We start from the raw sequence: 21,764 nt of genomic DNA on the forward strand, positions 1-21,764 counted from the left end.
TCTGGACCGCGCGAGCACCTGGAGCTGCCACGAGACAGGATCGCAGGACGTCATGCCGCTTCGCGTCATCTTCATGGGCACGCCGGATTTTTCCGTGCCGACCTTGCGCGCCATCGCCGAGGCCGGCCACGAGATCGCGGCCGTCTACACCCAGCCGCCGCGCGCCGCCGGCCGGCGCGGGCTGGAGCTGACGCCCTCGCCGGTGCAGCGCGAGGCGGAGCGGCTGGCGCTCGACGTTCGGACGCCGACGTCGCTGAAAAGCGAGGCCGAGCAGCAGGCTTTCGCAGCCTTGCAGGCCGATGTCGCCGTGGTCGTCGCCTACGGGCTGCTGCTGCCAAAGGCCGTTCTGGACGCGCCGAGGCTGGGCTGTCTGAACGGCCACGCCTCGCTTTTGCCACGCTGGCGTGGTGCTGCTCCCATCCAGCGCGCGATCATGGCCGGCGATGCGGAGACCGGCATGATGATCATGCGCATGGAAGAAGGTTTGGACACCGGGCCGGTGGCAATGGTTGAAAAAGTCGCCATCGCACCCGATATGACGGCCGGCGAATTGCACGACCTGCTGATGGTTCAGGGCGCTTCGCTGATGGTTGAGGCGCTCGCCCAGTTGGGGATAAATTGTCTGACATTTGCCCAACAGGCGACGGCAGGGGTGACCTACGCCCGAAAGATCGATAAATCGGAGACACGCGTAGACTGGACGCGGCCTTCTGGCGAAGTCCACAATCACATTCGCGGCCTCTCGCCCTTTCCGGGCGCGTGGTGCGAGGTCGAAATTGGCGGCCGCACGGAGCGGCTGAAACTGCTTCGCTCGACGCTCTCGGATGGCGTCGGCGAGTCGGGAGGAATTCTCGATGACCGGCTGACGGTCGCCTGCGGGTCGGGCGCGGTCAGGCTGGTCGAAGTTCAACGGGCGGGCGGAAGGCCTGCCGCCGCGCAGGAGTTTTTGCGCGGAGCCAAGATCGAAAAAGGAATGAAACTCACATGAGCATGATGTCGATACGCGCGGCGACGCCGCGGGATCGCGAGGCGATCCGCCTCGTCGAAGAGCATGCCTTTGGCCAGCAGGCGGAAGCCGGCCTGGTCGACGCGATTGTCACCGGCGGCGATGCCGTCGTCGAGCTGGTTGCCGAGGAAGACGGCCAGGTCGTCGGCCATATTCTTTTCTCGCGGCTTTTCGTGCAGAACGGCGCCAAGCAGTTCGCCGCTGTCGCGCTGGCGCCGCTGGCGGTCGAGCCCTCCTTCCACGGCACCGGCATCGGCGGCGCGCTGATCCGCGAGGCGCATGTGCGGCTCAAGGAAGCCGGCGAGACGCTGGCCGTGGTTTTGGGCGATCCGGTCTATTACGGCCGCTTCGGCTACACCCACGCCCGCGCCGGAAAGTTCGAAAGCGAGTACCAGGGCGAGGCGCTGCAGGCGCTGGCCTGGGGCGACTCGCCCGAGACCGGCAAGCTGGTCTACGCTTCAGCCTTCACCGCTTTAGCCGCCTAGGTTAAGGCGAAAGCACAGCTGGCATGCCGCGTTTTCGGCTCGATATCGAATATGACGGCAGCCAGTTCGCCGGCTGGCAGCATCAGGCCGACCAGCCCTCGGTGCAGCAGGCGATCGAGCAGGCGATCGAAAAGTTCTGCGGCGAGGCCGTGAGAATACGTGCCGCCGGCCGCACCGATGCCGGCGTGCACGCCACTGCCCAGGTGGCGCATGTCGACCTGGCCAAAGCGTGGCCGGGCGACAAGGTGCGCGATGCGGTGAACGCCCATCTGCAGGCGGCCGGCGCGCGCGTCGCCGTCCTGAAAGCGGCCGTGGTCGCCGACGGCTTCGACGCGCGCTTTTCCGCCACCGGCCGCCACTATCTCTATCGCATCCTCAATCGCCGGGCGCCGGCGGCGCTGGAAAAGGGCAAGATCTGGTGGGTGCCGAAGAGCCTCGACGCCGAGGCCATGCATGAGGCTGCCAAGGTGCTCCTCGGCCGGCACGATTTCACCACCTTCCGCTCCACCCAGTGCCAGGCCGAAAGCGCGGTTCGCACGCTTGACCGCCTCGACGTCAGCCGCGATGGCCACTTCATCGAGGTGCGCGGTTCGGCCCGCTCTTTTCTGCACAACCAGGTTCGCTCGATGGTCGGCTCGCTGAAGCGCGTCGGCGACGGCTCCTGGGGCGCCGCCGATCTCAAGGCGGCGCTCGAAGCGCGCGACCGCGCCGCCTGCGGCCAGGTTGCGCCGCCGGATGGACTGTTTCTCGTCGGGGTGGATTATCCGGAGGACGCCTGAGGGCGGCGCTTCACGGCTTCTTCTGCGAGTGGGTCTCGTGGTGCTTGCGCGCCCGTTCGGCCATTTCCGCAGGCGAAATGACTTTGCCAGGGTTTGCAAAGATCAGCCCGTCGTGCCGTCCGGTATGTCGATGCCGAGCAGTGCCTGCAAGCCAAACAGGACGAGCAGCGAGGCAATGAACATGCCGACGAACACGGTGGTGCCCACGGCGGCGCCCCTGCCGATCGATGCATTGGTCATGCGCCATGTCAGCACCATCGAGAGCGCGAACAGGAACAGCGACACGAGGCTGTTCACGTCGCTGGTCGAAGGCAGGAAGAGCCTGAGCAGCGCCGAGGGCAGCATCAGCCAGGCGATGATCGCCGACGTCCAGTTGGAAGCGACGACATAGTGGACGAAGCGGCCGCCGATGCCGGCGCGCGGCGCGACCAGCGCGAGCGCCACCAGCGGCAGCACCCAAGAGCCGATATCGACGGTCGCCAGCCGTATCAGCATGCCGAGGCGTCCGGCGAAGGCGTCCGGATCGCCGATCTCATTGGCTATCCCGACCCAGCCGACGATCAGCGCCGGCGCCGCCACGACAATGGCGAAGAAGGAATTCCAGAAACCGTCGGCCGAAAGGTCGAGCAGGCGCAAGCCGTCGGCCTTGCCGAACATCAGCCGCCAGGCGCCGGCCAGCGAAGCATAGGTTTCGTCCGCCGAAAGCATGGTCACGAAAGGCCTTGTCCGAACCAGTCTTCGATGAAGCGTTCGTAGATTTGCGTCAGCGTCTCGAGGTCGGCAAGCGCGACGCGCTCGTCCACCATATGCATGGTCTTGCCGACCAGGCCGAACTCGACCACCGGGCAAAAATCCTTGATGAAGCGCGCGTCCGACGTGCCGCCGGAGGTGGAGAGCGCCGGCGTCTTGCCGACCACCGCCTTGACCGAGCTGCCCAGCGTATCGATCAGCTTTTCGTCACGCGTGAGGAAGACATGGCTCGGCCGATCGCGCCAGACGAGCTCGTACTCGACCGGCGCCTTCTTGCCCGGCCGGTATTTCTTGCGCCCGGCGGCCTGGTCGAGCCGGTTGTGGATATCGGCCTGGACGGTCTCTGCATCCCAGGTGTCGTTGAAGCGGATGTTGAAAATGGCCGTCGCCTTGGCCGGGATGACGTTGGTCGCCGGATTGCCGACATCGATCGACGTCACTTCGAGGTTGGTCGGCTGGAAATCCTTGGTTCCCTTGTCGAACACCGGATGGAGCAGCGCGTCGACCAGGCTGATGAGCCCGCGCACCGGGTTGTCGGCAAGCTGCGGATAGGCGGCATGGCCCTGGCGTCCATTGACGGTCACGCTGCCCGACAGCGAACCGCGCCGGCCGATCTTGATCATGTCGCCGAGCGCATCCGGATTGGTCGGTTCGCCGACGATCGAGGCATCCCATTTCTCGCCCTTGGCCGCCGCCCAGTCGAGCAGCTTCGTCGTGCCGTTGATGGCCGGTCCTTCCTCGTCGCCGGTGATCAGCAGCGACACCGAGCCCTTTGGCCCGCCATTCTTCGCGACATGGCGCGCCACCGCGGCAATGAAGCAGGCAATGCCGCCCTTCATGTCGACGGCGCCGCGGCCATACATCTCGCCATTGGCGATTTCGGCGGCGAAGGGCGGATGCGTCCAGGCCGCCTCGTCGCCCACCGGAACGACATCGGTATGGCCGGCAAACATCAGATGCGGGCCGTTGCCCGAGCGCCGCGCATAGAGGTTTTCGATGTCCGGCGTGCCGTCTTCCGAGAAGACCGGTCGCTCGACCGAGAAGCCGAGCGGCTTCAGCATACCCTCCAGCGCGGCAAGCGCCCCGCCTTCGGCGGGCGTCACGGAAGGGCAACGGATCAGGGCGGCAAGATTCGCGGCGGGATCGGTCGGCAATGTCATGGGCAAAGCGATAGTCGAAAGCGTTTGTCGTGTCACGATGGCAGATCATCGCCGGTCATGCCGCCGACAATATGGTTTTCATGGCGTATAAATGCATGTCGCCCGGAAGTGTGGGCAGCGTTTCCGGGAAAACGACATGCATAATAGCAAGTTGCGGGCCAAGCCAGGACGAATGCATGGCCAGTGAAACAAGCGCCATCGCGATAGCCGGCGCCGGCAGCATTGGCTGCTATGTCGGCGGCTGCCTGGCGCTCGCCGGACGCAAGGTCGTCTTCCTCGGCCGCGGCCGCGTCGTCGAGGCCATGCGCGAATGCGGGCTGCGCGTCAGCGATCTTGACGGCCGCGACCGCCGCGTCGAAGCGCGAGCGATTTCGGCCACGGACGATCCGGCGGCAGCACTCCCCGACGCGGACGTCATCCTGGTGACGGTGAAGAGCGGCGCAACCGCGGAGATGGCCGGGCTGATCGCCGCCCACGGGCGCCCGGATGCCGTGGTGGTCAGCCTGCAGAACGGCGTCGACAATGCGGACAGGTTGCGCGCCGCGCTCCCTGGACGGCGGGTGCTGACCGGCATGGTCATGTTCAACGTCGTCCAGTCGCCCGACGGCGAGGCGCCGTTGCGTGCGCATCGCGCCAGCCAGGGCGAGGTGATGATCGACGATGGCGTCGATGGCCTTGTCGGTCTGCTCGACGTCGACGGGCTTGCCGTCGAAGCGCGCGCCGACATGAAGGCGGTGCAGTGGAGCAAATTGCTGATGAACCTCAACAATGCCCTGGTGGCGCTCTCCGACCTGCCGCTGGCGAGGCAACTGGCCGACCGAAGCTGGCGCGTCATCCTCGCCGCCGAGATCGACGAGGCGCTCGCCGCGATGAGGGCGGCGGGCATAGCGCCGGCGCGCATCACCGGCCTGCCGCCGGCGCTGCTGCCGAAAGTGCTGCGGTTGCCCGACTGGCTGTTCGGGCTTCTGGCGCGCCGCATGCTGGCGATCGACCCTCAGGCGCGCTCGTCGATGTGGGACGACCTCAAACGCGGCCGCCCGACCGAGATCGACGAATTGCAGGGCGCGGTCATTCGCCTGGCCAGGCGATCGGGCGCCCCGACGCCGGTCAACGAACGCGTCACCGCGCTGGTGCGTCAGGCGGAAGCGGCAAAGCGCGGTCCGCCTGGTCTTAGGCCGGAAATGGTCAGCGGCGGTCCTCGATCAGCGTGATCTTCTGCCAGATTTTGCGCGACAGGTTGGAGGACAGGTTCTCGATGTCGTTGACCGCGTTGACGACGACATCGTCGTTGACCGACTGCGCGAACAGCGCCGCGACCTTGCCGGTGATCGACAGCATCTCCGAGCAATAGTCGAGATAGCGCGCCAGGTCGGCGGGGTTGGTGATGCGAGCGGGCGAGTGCGAGGTCGGCTTGAAATCGGCCGACAGCGTCGCCGGATCCTTGGTCAACTGGTGCATGTCGATGACATGGATCAGCGAGCGCAGCCCGTGCAGCTGCCGGAACACTTTCTTGCGCTTGATCCGCTCCTCGGCGCGGATCAGCGCCAGCAGGCCGAGCACCGCCAGGATCACGGTGTTGATCGTCGCCTCGATGCCCTGCATCGACTGCACGGCATCGTCGGCGCCCGAAATGCGGTCGAGCGGCAGGATGGTGCCGACGAACAGGAACATCGCCACGCCGGCAATGAAGGCCGCGACGATGACACCGCGCAGCCACCAGATCGGCGCTTCCAGCTGCTTGGCGGCCTTGGCGAGGTCCCGCGACAGCGACACCAGTTCGGCGGCGACGGCGCGCAGGCCCCTTTCCGGGAACCGCTCGGCGACACGCTCCTCCAGCCTTTGGGCGGTCTCGATGATCCGCGTCGGATCGAGCGTGCGGTAGCGCATGGCGACCTCAGCTATCGCCCGGCGCGTTGGTGCGCCTGCCGTAGCGGTTCGGTCCGGGATCGCTGCGGAAACAGGCGAGGATGATGAGCAGGATGGGACCGATGATCAGCGAGATCAGCGCGAAATAGGTCGGCTTGCCGAAATCATGGAAGCGCTTCGCCGTCACCGCGAACGTGGCCCAGGCCGAGATCAGCAGCACGCCCCAGCATATCATGGCCCAGTTCTGGCTGGCGCTCGTGTTCAGCTCCACCCGCGCGAACTGGTAGAACGGGAAAAACTGGACAAGCACCAGCAAAATCCCGGCCAGCGCATAGGCGACCGGGCTCAGCCGCCCCGAAAGGCTGAAGAACAGCCAGAGGAATTGCGATCTTTCAGACACTAGCGTCCGCTCCGTGGTGGAGGATCAGTCGCGCAGCAATTCGTTGATCGAAGTCTTGGAACGGGTCTTGGCGTCGACGCGCTTGACGATGACGGCGCAGTAGAGACTGGGACCTGGCTCGCCATTGGGCAGCGGCTTGCCCGGCAGCGATCCGGCGACCACCACCGAATTCGGCGGCACTTCGCCGTAAAAGACCTCGCCGGTGGCGCGGTCGACGATCTTGGTCGACTGGCCGATGAACACGCCCATGCCGAGCACCGAGCCTTCGCGCACGATGCAGCCTTCGACCACTTCGGAGCGCGCGCCGATGAAGCAATTGTCCTCGATGATGGTCGGGCCGGCCTGCATCGGCTCCAGCACGCCGCCGATGCCGACGCCGCCGGAAAGATGCACGTTCTTGCCGATCTGGGCGCAGGAGCCGACCGAGGCCCAGGTGTCGACCATGGTGCCCCTATCGACATAGGCGCCGACATTGACGAAAGACGGCATCAGCACCGCGCCCGGCGCAACATAGGCCGAGCGGCGCACGATCGAGGACGGCACGGCGCGGAAGCCGGCCTTCTCGAAGTCGACTTCGCTCCAGCCGTCGAACTTGGATGGCACCTTGTCCCACCACACGGCCTGGCCGGGACCGCCCTTGATGATTTCCATCGGGTTCAGCCGGAAGGAGAGCAGCACCGCCTTCTTCAGCCATTGATTGACGTGCCACTTGCCGTCGTCCCGCCGCTCGGCGACGCGGGCGACGCCGCGATCGAGCAGGTCGAGCGCCGTCTGGATGGCGTCGCGCGTCTCGCCGCGCGTCGCGGTCGAAATCGTGTCACGCTCCTCGAAGGCCTTTTCGATGGTCTTTTCGAGGCTCGCCAGATCGGGCTTCGACATGATTTCGCTCCATTACCAAGCTGTTAAGGGGCTGCGCCTTAACCTGTTTAAAAGTCGCGCGGACCCTATGTTAAGGCTCAATGGGGGTCAATCGCGCCTGCGTCACGGGACGGCGCAAGTAAGGGAATTGGACGGGTGGATTCGATGACTCCCATGGAAAAGGCGGGATGGACGCCGCTGCCGCATTCGGACGAGGATCTGGAACGCTCGAAAGGCGTGCCGGATACCCCGCAGACACGCGCCGAGACCTACCGGCTGGCCTGGAACGATCCCGAGTTCATGACGCGTCGTGAATTGCGCGCCGTACGGCTGCAGCTCGAGCTGCTCAAGCCGGAAATGATCCTGGCCGAACGCGGCATTCGCTCGACCGTCATCCTGTTCGGCGGGGCCCGCCTGCCCGAACCGGGTGGCGAGGCCTGGGCGGCGAAGAACGAGACGCAGAAGAAGAACCTCGAGGCGAACAGCAAATACTACGAGGAAGCGCGCAAATTCGCCCGCCTGTGCTCGCAGCAGTCGGCCACCTCCTATTATCGTGAATATGTCGTGGTGACCGGTGGCGGGCCTGGCGTCATGGAGGCCGGCAACCGCGGCGCCGACGATGTCGGCGCGCCGTCGATCGGCTTGAACATCGTTTTGCCGCACGAGCAGGCGCCCAACGCCTATGTCACGCCGGAGCTCTGCTTCAACTTCCACTACTTCGCCATCCGCAAGATGCATTTCGTCATGCGCGCCAAGGCGGTCGCGGTGTTTCCGGGCGGCTTCGGCACGATGGACGAGTTCTTCGAGACGCTGACGCTCATCCAGACGGGACGCATGGAGCGCGTCCCGGTCATCCTGTTCGGCAAGGCATTCTGGCAAAGGGCGATCGATCTCGACTTCCTCGCCGAGCAGGGCACGATCTCGCCCGGCGATCAGGACATCATCGATTTCGTCGACACGGCCGACGAAGCCTGGGACATCATCCGCCGCTTCTACAAGCTCTGAAAGCGCGGCCCCGGAAGCGCAACCTGCCGGTTCGCCTACACCGGCAGTTCGATCAGCCAGCCATTCGAGTGCGCGAAGCGCACGATGGCGGCGCGGGAGTGAAGTTCGAGCTTGTCGGTTGCCCTGGTGCGATAGGTTTCGATCGTCTTTATGCTGAGGCTGAGCCGCGACGAGATTTCCTTGTTGCTGTAACCGAGCGCCACCAACTGGATGACCGACCGCTCCCGTTCGCTGAGATTGCCCGGATCGCCCTGCGCGGCGCCGCGTGGGCTCAATATGCGCGCCGCAAGCGCCGGGTCGACATAGTTGTCGCCGGCCAACACGCATCGGATGGCCTGCAGCAGGTCCGTCGCGGTCGACCGCTTGACCACGAAGCCGCGCCCGCCGGCCGCAAGCACCTGGCGCAGGCAGCCCGGATCCTCATGCGCCGTCAGCGCTATGCAGCTGACCTCGGGAAAGCGTTCGCCAAGCCGCTCGATCAGCGTGACCCCGTTGATGCCCGGAAGCGATATGTCGACCACCGCGACGTCGGGCAGCGACTTGCCGATCCCCTCGAGGGCATCGTCGGCATTGCCGGCCAGTCCGACGATCGTCAGATCGTCCTGGCTGTTGATCATCGCCCCGACCCCCGACAGGATGATCGGGTGGTCATCGACCACAAATATCCGTCTGCAGCACACCTTTAACCTCCATCAGTCGATGAAAGAGCCTCTCGCCTGGAGCGGGCCCTCTTGTTCTTGATGGTCTAGGCAACTGCCCCGCCTGGCGCGGGACGCCCGTCTGTCCTGGCAGGCCTAACGGCCGCAACGGGTAAGCCATCCCCCGCCTAACCCAATGATGCCGCACTGTAAGCCGCGGCTAATGTCCGGGATGTGCAGCGCTTCACGTAATCCCACCTGACGCCGAAGATGCCGTTTCAGACCCGATCGCATCGTTGCCGGCTCGAAGCCGCCGGTCAGCCGGCGAGGGGCACATCGGCGTAAATGGTGGTCCCCTTGCCCCAGGCGGTTTCAACCGACAATTCGCCGCCGACCAGCGCCAGCCGCTCCCGCATTCCGGCAAGTCCCAAATGGCCCGGACCAGGTTCGGCGCTGCCGTCAAAGCCGCAGCCGTCATCCTCGATCGTCAGGCGCATCCGGTCGTCCTGGATGTGCGCCGTGACGCTGACGCGGCTCGGCGCGGCATGCTTGCCGATATTGGTGAGCGCTTCCTGGGCAATGCGGTACAGCGTGAGCGCGATCTCGGCAGGCGGCGGGCTCGACAGGGCTTCAAGGTCCATCTCGCATGCAATGCCGAGTTGACCGCAAAGCATGGTTGTCAGGTCCTCGACCGAAGCCTTGAAGCCGAGGCGATCGAGGTCCGCGGGTCGCAGGCTCCAGGCGGCGTCATGCACCCTGGCGCTCAGCTGGTCGATAAGCATCGCGGCGCGCTCGAGGCGGGCGTCCATCTCCGGCGAGCCGGCGCGAACGATGTGCAATTCGAGCGCGACGCTGGCGAGCAGCTGGCCAAGATCGTCATGCAGCTCGCGCGACAGGCGCAGGCGCTGCTCTTCCTGCACGGCAACCAGATGCCGCGCCAGGCCACGGCGCTTTCTCGAGCTATCGTCTTTGCCGGTGTCGATGCCACCCTCCATCGACTTCTTTTCCGTCAACGCCGCGAAATGCCGGCCCCGCGAGAAGAGGCACAAGGGGTTGATGCTCCGCGCAATATACACCCGGCATATGCCTTTATGCCTGTCAGTTTTTTCCCGATTACTTCAACTTTCCCTGACACGGGGATCAGCAGAAAAACCGACGGCACCTGCCGATCAGCCCGAATTCATGGGCGCTATTTCTGCGTGCATCCTTGGAGCGTCCTCTCGGTCATCTTGAACTGGCCGGGAAGCTCAACACAAACCAAGGAGAACGTCATGAAAAAGATCATCCTGGCCGCGGCTGTCCTGTCGGCTCTGACTGGTTCGGCATCCGCATTTTCGGTCGGTAGCGGCAACGGCAACGGCAACGGCAATGTCGGCGTCGGCAACGGCAACGGCAACGGCAACGCCAACACCGGCGCCTTCAACGGCAACTTCAACGGCAACGGCAATTTCGGCGCTGGCAACGGCAACGGCAACGGAAACGCCAACATGGGTGCCTTCAGCGGCAACTATAACGGCAACCTCAATGCCGGCGCCGCCAACGGCAACGGCAACGGCAACGGGAACTTCGGCCTCGGCAACGGCAACGTGAACGGCAACGGCAACTTCGGCCTCGGCAACGGCAATGCCAACGGCAACGGCAACTGGGGCGCCGGTAGCGGCAACGGAAACGGCAACGCCAACCACTAGCGTCGCCAACTTCAGCGTCGCCAAGCTTTAACTTGGAAAGACGCAGACGTCTCTGGGATCGCCGAGCCACGCGCCCGTCCCCCGCGCAAGGCTATCGCGACATGTCGCCGGCGGTCCCAGTCCTTTTCGAAACAGGTGCACTTTCAAAAAGCTAAGCCATGGAAGGAGCTCGCAAATGAAACGCTACATCATATCGGCGCTATGCCTGGGGTTGTTGAGTGCAACCGCGGCGAAGGCTGACACCGCGACGGGCAGCCAGGCCTTCGGCATGTCGGCTGTCCAGGGGGCGGTCGGCAAATACGGCCAAGCCATCGGTTCGAACGTCAAGAGCATGAACCCGCTCGGCAACTTCGGCGGCAATGTCGGCTACAAGAACAGCGGTACCGGTAATGTCGGCGCCTTCAACAGCGGCACCGGCAATGTCGGCGCCTTCAACGGCAACAGCAACACCTCGCCGACAAGCGGCAACAGCAACATTGGCGCCTTCAACGGCAACTCCAACACCGGCCAATACAACGGCAACAGCAACATCGGTGCCGGCAACGGCAACTTCAACGGCGGCAACTTCAACGGCAACGGCAATGTCGGCGGCTTCAACGGCAACTCCAACGGCCGGGGGAACCGCTGATGACCAGCTTGAGATCAGCCGCGCCCGTTCGGCGTCGCCAGCGCGGCGTGGCGGCGAGGCTGCTTGACGGAAACCGCCTCGCGCTCGGCACGCTGCTTGCCGCGATCCTGGCTGCCGACGCCTCGACCCTGGTCAGGATTGCCGGCCTTCCGATCGGCGTCGGCGTGACCAACGCTCTTGGCAACACCGACAATTTCAACGGCAACGGCAATTCCGGCAACTTCAACGGCAATGGCAACAGCGGCAACTTCAACGGCAACGGCAATGCCGGAAGTTTCAGCGGCAACTTCAATGGCGGCAGCTTCAACGGCAACGCCAATTGCGGCAACGGCCACGGCAACGGTTATTCGTCCGACGGCAATGGCAACGGCAGGGGAGCTGGAGGCACTCCGGACTTGTGCCGGTTTTTGAAGGAGCTGAACGGCCGATTGGGGCTGCCGCCCGGCACGATTCCGGATTTCGATTAGGTCCTCGATACAAGATTGCAGGCCCATCGATAGGCCAGATATTCACCGCTCATTCGATGAAATCAGGGCAAACGCTGGGGATTGGCCGAAGCCTCCCAGCCTCGTCATTCTAGGGCGGAGCAGCGGCGTCGCGCAGACCCTGGAATCCATTCCGTGACCTGGGCCGTGGAATGCAGCAGAGCAGAATTCTGCACCGCGGCAACGCTCGAAAGCCACGGAATGAATCCTCGGGTCTACGCGCGTCGCTTCGCTCCTTGCTCCGCCCGTGGATGACGATCGCGATGGGCGTTTCGGCCAACCTCCAAGGCCTGCCCTATGCAAACATCGTTCAGGCCACGACCTCGACGATCGCGGTCAGGAAGCTGGCGAGATCGTCGGTGACGAAATCGACGTCGTCCTCGTTTGCAGGGTCGCGTTCCCATATCTCCGAAAAGGTCGGCTCGAAATTGCGCGGCACCACCAGCACGGTCGTCATGCCGAGCGTTTTCGGCACGGCCAGATTGCGCGCCAGATCCTCGAACATCACCGCATTATGTCCGGTCACCGAGTGCAGTTCGGCAAAACGCTCATAGGTCTGGCGCTCCGGCTTGGGATTGAGCCCCGCCGCGACGATGTCGAAGATGGCGTCGAAATGTTCCAGTATGCCGAGCTGGCGCGCGGTGCGCTCGGCATGCCTGCGGTCGCCATTGGTGAAGATGAATTTGCGTCCGGGAAGCTGGCGGATCGCCGCGCCCAGCACCGGATCCGGCACCAGCCGCGAATAGTCGATGTCGTGCACCTTCTCGAGGAAATCGTCGGGATCGATGCCGTGCCGCTTCATCAGCCCGTTCAGCGTCGTGCCGTATTCCAGGTAGAGCTCCTTCTGCAGCTTGCGCGCCTCGTCGCGCGAAAGCGTCAGCAACTCGCCGACATAGGCGGTCATCTTGACGTCGATCTGCGCGAACAGGTTCGAGTGATGCGGATAGAGCGTGTTGTCGAGATCGAACACCCAGTCCGTGACATGGGCAAAGCGGGCAGGATCGGGTGTCATCGTCATACGCTTCTTATGGCACGCCGGCGCGGAGGTTATCCACAACTTATGCGCGTCACGAAGTGTGAAAATGGCGTCTCACTTCAAATTTTAAAAGTCTCGGAAAGGTCGCCTTCAGCGCTTGCTGGCACAGAGGCTATCCGTTGGGAGCAAGTGATGAGTCGCATATTTTTGAGGGCCGCTGCCGTGGCGTTCGCTTCGGTCGCTGCCTCGCTGTTGTTGACGCTGATTGTGGTTCCGGCAATGGGCTTTCCGATGAGCCGCACCGTCTGGCTGGCATCGACGGTTTGCCCGCTCGTGCTTGCCTGGGCCGCCAGCGCCAGCAGCTTCTGGCAGAGCGACCGGTTGCAGAACGCCCATCGCGAGCTTGCCCGCGCCCATGCGCAGCTTGCGGCGGCGCACAGGCGCCTGTCGGAAAAGGCAAGCCGCGACGACATGACCGGCATGCTCAACCGCGAAACCTTCTTTGCCGCGCTCGACGGGTCGCGGCGCAAGAGCGATCGCGGCGCGCTGCTCATCATCGACGCCGATCACTTCAAGAGGATCAATGACAGCTACGGTCATCTGACGGGAGACGAAGCGCTGCTTCTGATTGCCGGCGCCATCGAACGCGGCATTCGCAGCGGCGACATGCTCGGCCGCATCGGCGGCGAGGAATTCGCGGCTTTCCTGGTCGGCGCCAGCGAACCGGAAGCCAAGCATATCGCCGAGCGTATCCGCCGCGAGGTCGAGCTGATCCGCTTCCGCCCCGTCGACGAGCGGACCGTGCCGCTCACGGTCTCGATCGGCGGCATAAGCTGCGGCGAGAGCGCTACCGTTTCCGATCTGATGCGCGCCGCCGATCGCAGGCTTTACGAGGCGAAGAACCGCGGCCGCAATCTTTCGATCCTCGACCGCGAACTCCCCGAGGCGGCATGAAGCCGCGGGCGTTAGGAAAACCCTAACCATGTCCATATTCAACCGCGCTGAACTTCCGGGTGTAACCCCGTTTTCACCTAGGTTTGGCACGGAATTGGCCTCCTTGGCGGCATGTGTGCCGTTCAGGAACGGCATGCGTGGATCGACGCCCCTATCGAGAGACGTGTCATGAGCAGGTTCATAAGAAAAATGTCGCGCCGCGCGATCGTGCAGGCGCTGATCGCGCTGCCCGCGCTGTCGCTGTTCCGCAACCAGCCGGCCGTGGCCGACCCCGATGAAATCGTCGAGATCAATGGCTGGATCCTGCGGCGGAGCGATCTCGCATGATCTTCGACAGCTACGAAGCCTACAAGCAGGCCGGCTTCAAACCCAAGGCCTGCATCCTCGGCTCCGGTCCGGCCGGTACGACGATCGCCAGGAAGCTCGGCGCAGCGGGCATCCCGGTCGTCGTCCTGGAGGCGGGTTCGCGCGAATTCAGCGACGAGTCGCAGGATTTCTATCGCGGCAGGACGGTCGGCGATTTCTATTTCGACCTCGACATCACCAGGCTGCGCTTCATGGGCGGCTCATCCAACCACTGGGCCGGCTGGTGCCGCGTGCTCGACAGCCAAGATTTCGAGCCCAAGGCCTGGGCGCCGGACACCGGCTGGCCGATCAGCCGCGCCGACATCGAACCCTACCTCGGCGAAGTCCACGACATCCTCGAGCTTCCCGACTTCCGCCCCGATGTGCCGGTTTCGGACGACATCCGCTGGGTGCAGTTGATCAAGAGCCCGGCGGTGCGCTTCGGCGAGAAGTTCGCCGACGAACTCGACAAGAGCAAGAACATCGCCGTCGTGCTCAACACCTACGCGACCGAGCTTACCGGCGACGGCAAGCGCGTCACCGGCGCGAAGCTCTGGTCGAACGGGCAGAACGCCGGCACCTTCGGCGCGGACTATTTCGTCACCTGCACCGGCGGGCTGGAAAACTCGCGGCTGCTGTTATGGTCGAATGAGCGCTCGAATGGCGGCGTGGTGCCGAATGCGACGGCGCTCGGCCGCTACTGGATGGAGCATCCGACCTTCGAGGGCGGCAATGCCATCCTCGCCAGTTACTCGGAGTTCGAGGTCGACGCCTCGAACGAAGCCTTCTTCTCGCCGACGCTTGCCGCGATGGAGCGGCTGCGGATCATGAATTTCGGCATCCGGCTGATCGAGTCGCCCTATCCCAATGTCAAGAAGCTGATCGCCGATCTCGCCTGCACCGCGCCCAACATGGCGGAGTGGATGTCGTCCCAGCTGGACCAGAGGCTGCACTGCGCGGCCCAGCTTTACGTCGCCTGGGAACAGGCGCCGCTTGCCTCCAACCAGATCGAGCTGTCGAAGGTCGATGTCGACCACGCCGGCGTGCCGCGCATCGAATTGCATTGGAAGAAGTCGCCGCTCGAGCGCCGCACGCTGCTCGAAGGCCTGAAGCTTTTCGGCGCGACCATGGCGCAGAAGAATCTCGGCCGCGTCCGCATCGACGACTGGATCGGCAATGGCGACGATTATCCGACCAATGAGGAAACGGCCGGCCACCACCACATGGGCGGCACCCGCATGGGCACCGATGTCTTGAAAAGCGTCGTCGACGCCAATTGCAAGGTGCACGGCATGGACAATCTCTATGTCGGCGGCTCCTCGGTGTTCTGCACCTCCGGCCAGTGCAACCCGACGACGACCATCACCGCGCTCGCTTGCCGCCTGGGCGAGCACCTCGGCAAGGTGATCGTCGTCTGATCTACCGAAAAGACCGGCTTGGCCGATGCAAAGCGGCCCAGCCGCCTGTCAGCGGCTGAACCGCCCTGAATGTCGGTTGGGCGAAAACCGACCTCAGACCGTGGCCGGGTCGAGCGCCGGCTGACCCTTGAACCGCGCCACGATGCCGGCGAGGTCGCCATGGGCGAAAGCATCGCGCAGCGCATCGAAGGACGGCAGCACGAAATAGGCGCGCTGGAACTTGTCGATCTCATAGCCGGTGCGCATCACCGTCGCAAGGTCGAACGGCACGTGGTGGGCATCCTTGCTCTCGACCGCGAATTGCAGCTCGGTGAAGGACGACATCAGCCCGGCGCCGAAGGCCTTCAGCGGCTGCCCGGCTTCCTGGATGAGGCCGTATTCGGCGCTGTACCAGTAGAGCCTTGTGATCATCTCGTCGCCGCCGAGCGCAATGACGTCCTCGGCCTTCTCGCCATACATCTGCATGAAATCGGCGAACACCGGCTGGGTCAGGATCGGCACATGGCCGAAGAAATCGTGGAACATGTCCGGCTCGACGATATAGTCGAGCTCTTTCTTCGTCCGCAGCCAGTTGGTCACCGGAAAGCGGCGATTGGCGAGATGATCGAAGAACGGGCCGGCTGGGATCAGGCCGGGCACGGCGACGATCTCCCAGCCCGTCAGCCTGGTGAGCTTTTCGCTGACCTCGTCGAAATCCGGAATCCTGTCGAGCAGGCCGAGCGCGGCGACACCATCCAGATAGGAGTGGTGCGCGAGCTTCTGGGTCAGCTTCGTCTGGCGGTCGCACAGCATGCGCCACACCGCCTGTTCCTCGGCTGAATAGTCGTAGCCCTGCGCCACGGTGAAATCGCCGCGGCAGACCGAATAGTCGCCGCGAAGGCCCTGCGCCGCGCATTCGGCGGCGTAATCGGCAACGCTGATCGTCATCATATCCTCCTCGAGATCGTGATCCGCGGATCGTGGAGAGGAGTTTAGGAGCGAACGCTGAGGTAAATCCGCCTTGTTTGTAGCTCGTTAGCTGATTTCGAGGTAAAAGAACTCAGATAGACGTGAGATCGACAAAACATGCCTCAATTCGATGGTTTCGAGATAAGGATGCTCGACATCCTGCAGCGCGATGGCCGCAAGCCCGTCTCGGAGCTGGCGCAAGAGATCGGCCTGTCGACCACGCCTTGCGCGCGCCGCTTCGAGGCTCTGCAGGAAACCGGCATCATCAAGGGCTTTGCCGCCGTGCTCAGCCGCCGCGCCGTCGGGCTCACGGTCGAGGTGTTCATCCAGGTGCGGCTGGTCAGCCACAGCGACGGCTCGCCCGAAAGCTTCATCGCCGCCGTGCAGCGCATGGACGAAGTCTCGTCCTGCTGGACGATGACCGGCGACCACGATTTCCTGCTGCATGTCATGGTGCCGTCGGTGGACGATCTGAATGCCTTCGTCATGCACCGGCTGATGCGCCTGCCCGGCGTGCGCGACGTCCACACGCAACTGGTGCTGCAGAACATCAAGGGACCTGGCCACGTACCGCTCAGCCACCTGCGGCGCTGACGCAATTCCAGGAAAAGTGCGACGCGGTTTTCCGTCGGAAATTGCGTCCAGGCAAAAAGCAATTCCAGGAAAAGTGCGATGCGGTTTTCCGTCGGAAATTGCGTCCAAGCAAAAAGCAATTCCAGGAAAGTGTGAGGCGTTTAGGCTCGGCAACTTCGCCGTAGCCCTCCGTCCGGAATTGCTTCAGAACAAAACTTCTCCCGAAAAGCTGCGTGGAAACTGCTGAACCGCGCCAAGGCGGCTTCGACATAGGCGACTAGCACAAGCGGACCAACGCAAGAGGTCCGCCATGAACATCGTGCTGATCAATCCACCGCACACGGCCATCGGCAGCCGCGTGCCCGACGATCATTTGCCGCCGCTTGGGCTGCTGGCGATCGGCGGTCCCCTGATCGATTCCGGCCATGACGTGCGGCTGGTCGATGCCGAGTTCGGGCCGATGCCGCTTGCCGTGCTGGTCGACGATGCCCTGCGCGGCGAACCGGATTTCGTCCTGATCGGCCATTCCGGCTCGACCTCGGCGCACCCGACCGCCTTGAAGATCGCCGAAACGATCAAGGGCCGCGCACCGGGCGTCATCGTCATCTATGGCGGCGTCTTCCCGACCTATCATTGGCGCGACATCCTGGCGGCGACGGACGTCTTCGATTTCATCGTGCGCGGCGAGGGTGAGGCGACCGCGACGGCGCTGGTCGAGGCCATCGAGATGCGCCAGCCGGTGGCAAGCGTCGCCGGCATCGCCTATCGCGACGACCTCGGCCGTCCCGTCGCCACGCAGCCGGCCATGACGATCGGCGATCTCGACGCCTGGCGCGTCGGCTGGGAGCTGATCGATCATCGCCGCTACTCCTATTGGGGCGGCAAGCGGGCCGTGGTCATGCAGTTCTCGCGCGGCTGCCCGCATCTGTGCAACTATTGCGGCCAGCGCGGCTTCTGGACCCGCTGGCGCCACCGCGACCCCGTCAAATTCGCCAGGGAGATCGCCTGGCTCCATCGCGAGCACGGCGTCGAACTGATCAACCTGGCGGACGAGAACCCGACCTCCTTCAAGAAGGCCTGGCGCGCCTTTCTCGATGCCATGATCGCCGAGAATGTGCCGGTGCTGATCGTCGGCTCGACCCGCGCCGACGACATCGTGCGCGATGCCGACATCCTCCACCTCTACCGCAAGGGCGGAATCATCCGCTGGCTGCTCGGCATGGAGAACACCGACGAGGAGACGCTGTCGCTGATCCGCAAGGGTGGCAGCACCAAATCCGACCGCGAGGCGATCCGGCTGCTCAGGCGACACGGCATCCTGTCGATGGCGACCTGGGTCGCCGGCTTCGAGGACGAGACCCTGCGCGATCTCTGGCGCGGCTTCCGCCAGCTCATCGCTTATGATCCGGACCAGATCCAGGCGCTCTATGTCACGCCGCATCGCTGGACGCCGTTCTTCCGCATCGCCAGCGACCGCAAGGTGATCCAGAAGGACGTGCGCCTCTGGGACTACAAGCACCAGGTGTTGCACATGACCCGGCTGAAACCCTGGATGCTGTTCTTCGCCGTCAAGCTGATCGAGGTCGCGGTGCAGTCGCGGCCGAAGGCGCTGGCGCGCATCCTCTTCCACCCCGATCCCGAGCAGCGCCATTCGATGCGCTGGTACACGAAGATGGGGCGTCGCGTCTGGTTCCGTGAGGTCTGGGGTTTTCTCGCCCGCGATGGCCGCGTCACGGACGGCCCAACGCTTGCTGAGTTCTGGGGCGCGCCACAGGACGCCGAGGAAGAATCGATGATCGTCAGGCGGCCGGTCCGCAGGCCGGCCTTGCCTGCTATCGAAGTCCGAGCCGAGGCGGGTGAAAAAAGATTAGCCGGCTGATTATGCAAGTTCACCGTTTCATGAAAACGGTGAACTTGCCCTTGTTACGGAACAATCAGCGTGCCGGCGCCGTGCTCGGTGAAGAGTTCCAGCAGCACCGAATGCGGCGTCTTGCCGTTGAGGATGACGACGCCCTCGACCCCGCGCTCGATCGCTTCGATGCAGGTCTCGACTTTCGGGATCATGCCGCCCGACACGGTGCCGTCCTTGATCAGCGCCCTGGCTTCGGCGACCGTCAGCTCGTCGATCAGCTTCTTGTTCTTGTCGAGCACGCCGGGCACGTCGGTGAGGAAGAGCAGGCGCGAGGCCCGGCATGCGCCCGCGATGGCGCCCGCAAACGTGTCGGCATTGATGTTGTAGGTGTGGCCGTCGCGGCCCGGCGCGACCGGCGCCAGCACCGGGATCATTTCGGAGCGCGCCAGAAGATCGAGCAGCGTGCGGTCGACCTCGACCGGCTCGCCGACGAAGCCGAGATCGAGCACCCGCTCGATGTTGGAGTCCGGATCGACCATCGTCTTGCGCGCCTTTTCGGCGAACACCATGTTGCCGTCCTTGCCGCAGAGCCCGATCGCCCACTCGCCCTCGGCGTTGATCAGCGCCACGATCTCCTTGTTGATCGAGCCTGCCAGCACCATCTCGACGATCTCGACCGTCTTCTGGTCGGTGACGCGCAGGCCGCCCTCGAACTTGGATTCGATGCCCATCTTGCTGAGCATCGCGCCGATCTGCGGCCCGCCGCCATGCACGACGATCGGGTTGACGCCGGACTGCTTCAACAGCGCGATATCGCGGGCGAACGCCTTGCCGAGCTCATGGTCGCCCATGGCGTGGCCGCCATACTTCACCACCACGGTCTTGTTCTCGTAGCGTTGCATATAGGGCAGCGCGCGCGAAAGCAGCGCGGCCTGCATTTCGGCGGTGGCGGCGATGTCCGTCATCGATTGGTTCCCGGCTTCTAGGAAAGGACGGCGGCGTCTTAGCGGGAATTGCCGCAGGCCGCAAACGGCTTTGCGGTCACAATGACGAAATCTGCTAGTTCCCCAGCACAGTGATTTTGACGGGCAGGCCGTATCTGTGTTGGTAGGTGGCATGCCTTGGAGATCGGCCGAAACGGCCCAACCTCGTCATCCACGGGCGAAGCAAGGAGCGAAGCGACGCGCGCAGACCCGAGGATCCATTCCGTGACGCATGAGCGCCGCAACCGTGCAGAATTCTGCTCTGCTGCAGTCTACGATCAAGGTCACGGCGTGGATTCCAGGGTCTCCGCGACGCCGCTTCGCGGCTGCTCCGCCCTGGAATGACGAGGTCGGAAGGCTTCGGCCAATTCGCAGCGTTTGCGCTGATCTCACCGAAATGACGATGACAATCTTACCGTGATAAGTGGCAGTTTTCAAAATCCCTGCGCAGAACCACCAGGCACTTTCAGCGGCGCCCGCCGCTTCAGCCAACCCGAAAGCTTCTCCATCTGCGCGGCGAAGGACAACAGCGTCTCCTCGTCGCCGGGCCGGCCGGCCGCCTGGATGCCGAGCGGCAGGCCGTCCGCGGTGACATGCACCGGCAGCGCGATCGACGGCTGCCCGCTGACATTCTGGATCGCCGGCCAGTGGGTGAACCAAAGGCTCTTGTCCATCAGCTGGCCGAACAGCGCCTTGACCTTGAGCAGGCGGGTGAGATGCAATTTGTCGAGCAGGTTCTCGACGAATTCGTCGGCGCCTTTGGGGTCCATCGAACCGCAGGCCAAAGGCGGATGCGCGATGATCGGCATCAGCACGGCGTCGAAGCGCGCGGTCTCTTCGATCAGCCGCCGCGCCGTGGCGTTGAGCCGCTGCACGCCCTCATAGATTTCGCCGGCGGACAGCATTTCGCCGAGACGTGCGAGAACGCGGGTCGCACGCTCGACCTCGCCGGTCACCGGACGGCCGACGCGCTGCGCCTCGCCCCGGATCGTGCCGGCAACGGCAGAAGCGACCGTCTTGCAGAAATCGGAAATGAAATCGCGGCCGATGAAAGGCAGGTCGATCTCTTCCACGGTGTGGCCGCCTTCGCGCGCCAGCGCCACCGCGGTGTCGAGCGCCTGGAGCGTTTCGGCCGAGATCGGCAGGCCGAGCGGCGACTTGCGGTAGACGGCGAGGGTGAGCTTGCCCGGGTCGCGCGCCGCGGCGACCGCGAAGAAACCCTGCGGCGCGCGCGCCGCGTAAGGCGAGAGCGGATCGGCGCCGTGGGTGAGGTCGAGCAGAAGCGCCGTATCGCGCACCGAGCGGCTGACGGCATGGTCGACCACCATGCCGTACCAGCTTTCGCTGACGAGCGGCGTCAGCGGCACGCGCCCGCGCGAGGTCTTCAACCCCACCAGCCCGCTGCAGGCCGAGGGCACGCGGATCGAGCCCCCGCCGTCGGAGGCGTGCGCCGCCGGCACAACGCCCGCAGCGACGAGCGCTGCCGATCCGCCCGATGAGCCGCCGGTCGTGTGGCCCGTGTTCCAGGGATTGCGGGTGATGCCGAAGCGGGCCGACTCCGTCATCAGCCTCAGCCCATGCTCGGGCGAGGTGCTGGTGGCGATCGGGATCAGGCCGGCTGCAAGATAACGCTCGACCATCACCGAGCTGAAATCGGCCGTGAAGGGCGGGATGCGGCTGCCGCCGTGGATCGGCACCCCCTTGAGCCCGATGCCGAGGTCCTTGAGCGCAAACGGCACGCCGGCCAGCGGCAGCGTGCGGTCGACGGCCTTCGCCCGTGCCCGCGCTGCCTCGTAAAGCGGCGTGGCGATGGCGTTGATGTCGGGCCGTGTCGCCTCGGCGCGCGCGATCGCCGCGTCGACCAGTTCGGGCGGCGAGATTTCATTCCTGTGCACGAGGTCGGCGAGACCGGTCGCGTCCCGCTCCCAAAGCACGTGTTCAATCGACATCGCCGCCCCTCTTTTGGC

24 protein-coding genes are annotated in these 21,764 nt (G+C 64.5%); 13 read left to right on the plus strand and 11 right to left on the minus strand.

What is annotated here, in order from left to right; translation table 11 throughout:
- Positions 1–52 precede the first annotated feature (52 nt).
- The 3 genes from fmt to truA are packed head-to-tail and all read left to right on the plus strand — an operon-like array spanning position 53 to position 2,270.
- A complete protein-coding gene (fmt, locus tag FJ418_RS08950; protein WP_140709205.1) occupies positions 53–988 on the plus strand; it encodes a methionyl-tRNA formyltransferase in 936 nt (311 codons plus the stop codon).
- Positions 985–1,491, plus strand: a complete 507-nt coding sequence (locus tag FJ418_RS08955) for an N-acetyltransferase (protein ID WP_140641953.1) — start codon at positions 985–987, stop codon at positions 1,489–1,491. Before fmt ends, FJ418_RS08955 begins: the two co-directional genes overlap by 4 nt.
- A 23-nt stretch (positions 1,492–1,514) precedes the next feature.
- Positions 1,515–2,270, plus strand: a complete 756-nt coding sequence (gene truA / locus FJ418_RS08960; RefSeq protein ID WP_140864923.1) for a tRNA pseudouridine(38-40) synthase TruA — start codon at positions 1,515–1,517, stop codon at positions 2,268–2,270.
- 102 nt (positions 2,271–2,372) lie between these two features.
- On the opposite strand, the gene FJ418_RS08965 is transcribed toward truA, so the two are convergent.
- Together FJ418_RS08965 and dapE are read right to left on the minus strand one after the other, a co-directional pair.
- Positions 2,373–2,978: a transporter gene (locus FJ418_RS08965; RefSeq protein WP_140642079.1), complete on the minus strand. Its 606-nt coding sequence runs from the start codon at positions 2,976–2,978 to the stop codon at positions 2,373–2,375.
- A gap of 2 nt (positions 2,979–2,980) precedes the next feature.
- Positions 2,981–4,180: a succinyl-diaminopimelate desuccinylase gene (gene dapE / locus FJ418_RS08970; protein ID WP_140864924.1), complete on the minus strand. Its 1,200-nt coding sequence runs from the start codon at positions 4,178–4,180 to the stop codon at positions 2,981–2,983.
- Between the two features lie 176 nt (positions 4,181–4,356).
- Between dapE and FJ418_RS08975 the strand changes: the two genes are divergently transcribed.
- Positions 4,357–5,391: a 2-dehydropantoate 2-reductase gene (locus FJ418_RS08975; RefSeq protein ID WP_140864926.1), complete on the plus strand. Its 1,035-nt coding sequence runs from the start codon at positions 4,357–4,359 to the stop codon at positions 5,389–5,391.
- Here FJ418_RS08975 and FJ418_RS08980 read toward each other — a convergent pair.
- From FJ418_RS08980 to dapD, 3 genes are read right to left on the minus strand one after another with little or no spacing between them, the layout of a single operon-like run.
- A complete protein-coding gene (locus tag FJ418_RS08980) occupies positions 5,366–6,067 on the minus strand; it encodes a hypothetical protein (protein WP_140864928.1) in 702 nt (233 codons plus the stop codon). The two genes, FJ418_RS08975 and FJ418_RS08980, sit on opposite strands and share 26 nt — an antisense overlap.
- A 7-nt stretch (positions 6,068–6,074) precedes the next feature.
- The gene (locus FJ418_RS08985; protein WP_140641942.1) at positions 6,075–6,446 is read right to left on the minus strand and encodes a DUF805 domain-containing protein; all 372 of its coding nucleotides are present in this window, start codon (positions 6,444–6,446) and stop codon (positions 6,075–6,077) included.
- Positions 6,447–6,470: 24 nt separating this feature from the next.
- Positions 6,471–7,325 carry a 2,3,4,5-tetrahydropyridine-2,6-dicarboxylate N-succinyltransferase gene (gene dapD, locus FJ418_RS08990; RefSeq protein ID WP_140864930.1) on the minus strand — a complete coding sequence of 285 codons (855 nt, stop codon included), beginning with the start codon at positions 7,323–7,325 and terminating at the stop codon, positions 6,471–6,473.
- Positions 7,326–7,469: 144 nt separating this feature from the next.
- Between dapD and FJ418_RS08995 the strand changes: the two genes are divergently transcribed.
- Positions 7,470–8,309, plus strand: coding sequence for an LOG family protein (locus FJ418_RS08995; RefSeq protein ID WP_140641938.1), 840 nt, complete (start codon positions 7,470–7,472; stop codon positions 8,307–8,309).
- A gap of 35 nt (positions 8,310–8,344) precedes the next feature.
- On the opposite strand, the gene FJ418_RS09000 is transcribed toward FJ418_RS08995, so the two are convergent.
- Both FJ418_RS09000 and FJ418_RS09005 read right to left on the minus strand, forming a co-directional pair.
- Positions 8,345–8,968: a response regulator transcription factor gene (locus FJ418_RS09000; protein WP_246677222.1), complete on the minus strand. Its 624-nt coding sequence runs from the start codon at positions 8,966–8,968 to the stop codon at positions 8,345–8,347.
- Positions 8,969–9,264: 296 nt separating this feature from the next.
- Complete coding sequence (locus FJ418_RS09005; RefSeq protein ID WP_181166878.1) at positions 9,265–9,867, minus strand: sensor histidine kinase; 603 nt, start codon at positions 9,865–9,867, stop codon at positions 9,265–9,267.
- On the opposite strand from FJ418_RS09005, the gene FJ418_RS31855 reads away from it, so the two are divergent.
- The 3 genes from FJ418_RS31855 to FJ418_RS09025 all read left to right on the plus strand — a co-directional run bounded on the left by FJ418_RS31855 (position 9,826) and on the right by FJ418_RS09025 (position 11,730).
- Positions 9,826–10,635: a hypothetical protein gene (locus tag FJ418_RS31855; RefSeq protein WP_181166879.1), complete on the plus strand. Its 810-nt coding sequence runs from the start codon at positions 9,826–9,828 to the stop codon at positions 10,633–10,635. The genes FJ418_RS09005 and FJ418_RS31855 overlap by 42 nt on opposite strands.
- A 175-nt stretch (positions 10,636–10,810) precedes the next feature.
- Entirely contained in the window at positions 10,811–11,263 is a 453-nt protein-coding gene (locus tag FJ418_RS09020; RefSeq protein WP_140864936.1) for a hypothetical protein, read from the plus strand.
- Complete coding sequence (locus FJ418_RS09025) at positions 11,263–11,730, plus strand: hypothetical protein (RefSeq protein ID WP_140864938.1); 468 nt, start codon at positions 11,263–11,265, stop codon at positions 11,728–11,730. Before FJ418_RS09020 ends, FJ418_RS09025 begins: the two co-directional genes overlap by 1 nt.
- 328 nt (positions 11,731–12,058) lie before the next feature.
- On the opposite strand, the gene FJ418_RS09030 is transcribed toward FJ418_RS09025, so the two are convergent.
- Entirely contained in the window at positions 12,059–12,766 is a 708-nt protein-coding gene (locus tag FJ418_RS09030) for a pyrimidine 5'-nucleotidase (protein ID WP_140641931.1), read from the minus strand.
- A gap of 150 nt (positions 12,767–12,916) precedes the next feature.
- On the opposite strand from FJ418_RS09030, the gene FJ418_RS09035 reads away from it, so the two are divergent.
- The 3 genes from FJ418_RS09035 (at position 12,917) to FJ418_RS09040 (ending at position 15,441) form a co-directional block, all read left to right on the plus strand.
- Positions 12,917–13,678 carry a GGDEF domain-containing protein gene (locus FJ418_RS09035; RefSeq protein ID WP_140641929.1) on the plus strand — a complete coding sequence of 254 codons (762 nt, stop codon included), beginning with the start codon at positions 12,917–12,919 and terminating at the stop codon, positions 13,676–13,678.
- A gap of 168 nt (positions 13,679–13,846) precedes the next feature.
- The gene (locus tag FJ418_RS31860; protein ID WP_181166880.1) at positions 13,847–14,005 is read left to right on the plus strand and encodes a hypothetical protein; all 159 of its coding nucleotides are present in this window, start codon (positions 13,847–13,849) and stop codon (positions 14,003–14,005) included.
- Positions 14,002–15,441, plus strand: coding sequence for a GMC family oxidoreductase (locus FJ418_RS09040; RefSeq protein ID WP_140864940.1), 1,440 nt, complete (start codon positions 14,002–14,004; stop codon positions 15,439–15,441). Before FJ418_RS31860 ends, FJ418_RS09040 begins: the two co-directional genes overlap by 4 nt.
- Positions 15,442–15,534: 93 nt before the next feature.
- On the opposite strand, the gene phhA is transcribed toward FJ418_RS09040, so the two are convergent.
- On the minus strand, positions 15,535–16,371 hold the full coding sequence (gene phhA, locus FJ418_RS09045) for a phenylalanine 4-monooxygenase (protein WP_140641925.1): 837 nt from the start codon (positions 16,369–16,371) through the stop codon (positions 15,535–15,537).
- Between the two features lie 135 nt (positions 16,372–16,506).
- Between phhA and FJ418_RS09050 the strand changes: the two genes are divergently transcribed.
- On the plus strand, positions 16,507–16,983 hold the full coding sequence (locus FJ418_RS09050; RefSeq protein WP_140864942.1) for an Lrp/AsnC family transcriptional regulator: 477 nt from the start codon (positions 16,507–16,509) through the stop codon (positions 16,981–16,983).
- 289 nt (positions 16,984–17,272) lie between these two features.
- Positions 17,273–18,841 (plus strand): magnesium-protoporphyrin IX monomethyl ester anaerobic oxidative cyclase, encoded by a 1,569-nt coding sequence (bchE, locus tag FJ418_RS09060; protein WP_140864946.1) that lies wholly within the window; start codon positions 17,273–17,275, stop codon positions 18,839–18,841.
- Positions 18,842–18,885: 44 nt separating this feature from the next.
- On the opposite strand, the gene argB is transcribed toward bchE, so the two are convergent.
- Positions 18,886–19,779: an acetylglutamate kinase gene (argB, locus tag FJ418_RS09065; protein ID WP_140641918.1), complete on the minus strand. Its 894-nt coding sequence runs from the start codon at positions 19,777–19,779 to the stop codon at positions 18,886–18,888.
- A gap of 452 nt (positions 19,780–20,231) precedes the next feature.
- Positions 20,232–21,746 carry an amidase gene (locus FJ418_RS09070; protein ID WP_140864948.1) on the minus strand — a complete coding sequence of 505 codons (1,515 nt, stop codon included), beginning with the start codon at positions 21,744–21,746 and terminating at the stop codon, positions 20,232–20,234.
- Between the last annotated feature and the right edge of the window lie 18 nt (positions 21,747–21,764).

The sequence above is a fragment of the Mesorhizobium sp. B2-8-3 genome, from assembly GCF_006440815.1.
Classification (GTDB): domain Bacteria; phylum Pseudomonadota; class Alphaproteobacteria; order Rhizobiales; family Rhizobiaceae; genus Mesorhizobium.

Coding starts and splice junctions, on each gene's coding strand:
- dapD (WP_140864930.1), bottom strand. CDS start 7,325: ATGTCGAAGCCCGATCTGGCGAGCCTCGAAAAGACCATCGAAAAGGCC.
- phhA (WP_140641925.1), bottom strand. CDS start 16,371: ATGATGACGATCAGCGTTGCCGATTACGCCGCCGAATGCGCGGCGCAG.
- argB (WP_140641918.1), bottom strand. CDS start 19,779: ATGACGGACATCGCCGCCACCGCCGAAATGCAGGCCGCGCTGCTTTCG.
- FJ418_RS09030 (WP_140641931.1), bottom strand. CDS start 12,766: ATGACGATGACACCCGATCCTGCCCGCTTTGCCCATGTCACGGACTGG.
- FJ418_RS08980 (WP_140864928.1), bottom strand. CDS start 6,067: ATGCGCTACCGCACGCTCGATCCGACGCGGATCATCGAGACCGCCCAA.
- FJ418_RS31855 (WP_181166879.1), top strand. CDS start 9,826: ATGCAGCTCGCGCGACAGGCGCAGGCGCTGCTCTTCCTGCACGGCAAC.
- FJ418_RS08965 (WP_140642079.1), bottom strand. CDS start 2,978: ATGCTTTCGGCGGACGAAACCTATGCTTCGCTGGCCGGCGCCTGGCGG.
- truA (WP_140864923.1), top strand. CDS start 1,515: ATGCCGCGTTTTCGGCTCGATATCGAATATGACGGCAGCCAGTTCGCC.
- FJ418_RS31860 (WP_181166880.1), top strand. CDS start 13,847: ATGAGCAGGTTCATAAGAAAAATGTCGCGCCGCGCGATCGTGCAGGCG.
- bchE (WP_140864946.1), top strand. CDS start 17,273: ATGAACATCGTGCTGATCAATCCACCGCACACGGCCATCGGCAGCCGC.
- FJ418_RS09050 (WP_140864942.1), top strand. CDS start 16,507: ATGCCTCAATTCGATGGTTTCGAGATAAGGATGCTCGACATCCTGCAG.
- fmt (WP_140709205.1), top strand. CDS start 53: ATGCCGCTTCGCGTCATCTTCATGGGCACGCCGGATTTTTCCGTGCCG.
- FJ418_RS09070 (WP_140864948.1), bottom strand. CDS start 21,746: ATGTCGATTGAACACGTGCTTTGGGAGCGGGACGCGACCGGTCTCGCC.
- FJ418_RS08955 (WP_140641953.1), top strand. CDS start 985: ATGAGCATGATGTCGATACGCGCGGCGACGCCGCGGGATCGCGAGGCG.
- FJ418_RS09020 (WP_140864936.1), top strand. CDS start 10,811: ATGAAACGCTACATCATATCGGCGCTATGCCTGGGGTTGTTGAGTGCA.
- dapE (WP_140864924.1), bottom strand. CDS start 4,180: ATGACATTGCCGACCGATCCCGCCGCGAATCTTGCCGCCCTGATCCGT.
- FJ418_RS08975 (WP_140864926.1), top strand. CDS start 4,357: ATGGCCAGTGAAACAAGCGCCATCGCGATAGCCGGCGCCGGCAGCATT.
- FJ418_RS09035 (WP_140641929.1), top strand. CDS start 12,917: ATGAGTCGCATATTTTTGAGGGCCGCTGCCGTGGCGTTCGCTTCGGTC.
- FJ418_RS09040 (WP_140864940.1), top strand. CDS start 14,002: ATGATCTTCGACAGCTACGAAGCCTACAAGCAGGCCGGCTTCAAACCC.
- FJ418_RS09025 (WP_140864938.1), top strand. CDS start 11,263: ATGACCAGCTTGAGATCAGCCGCGCCCGTTCGGCGTCGCCAGCGCGGC.
- FJ418_RS08995 (WP_140641938.1), top strand. CDS start 7,470: ATGACTCCCATGGAAAAGGCGGGATGGACGCCGCTGCCGCATTCGGAC.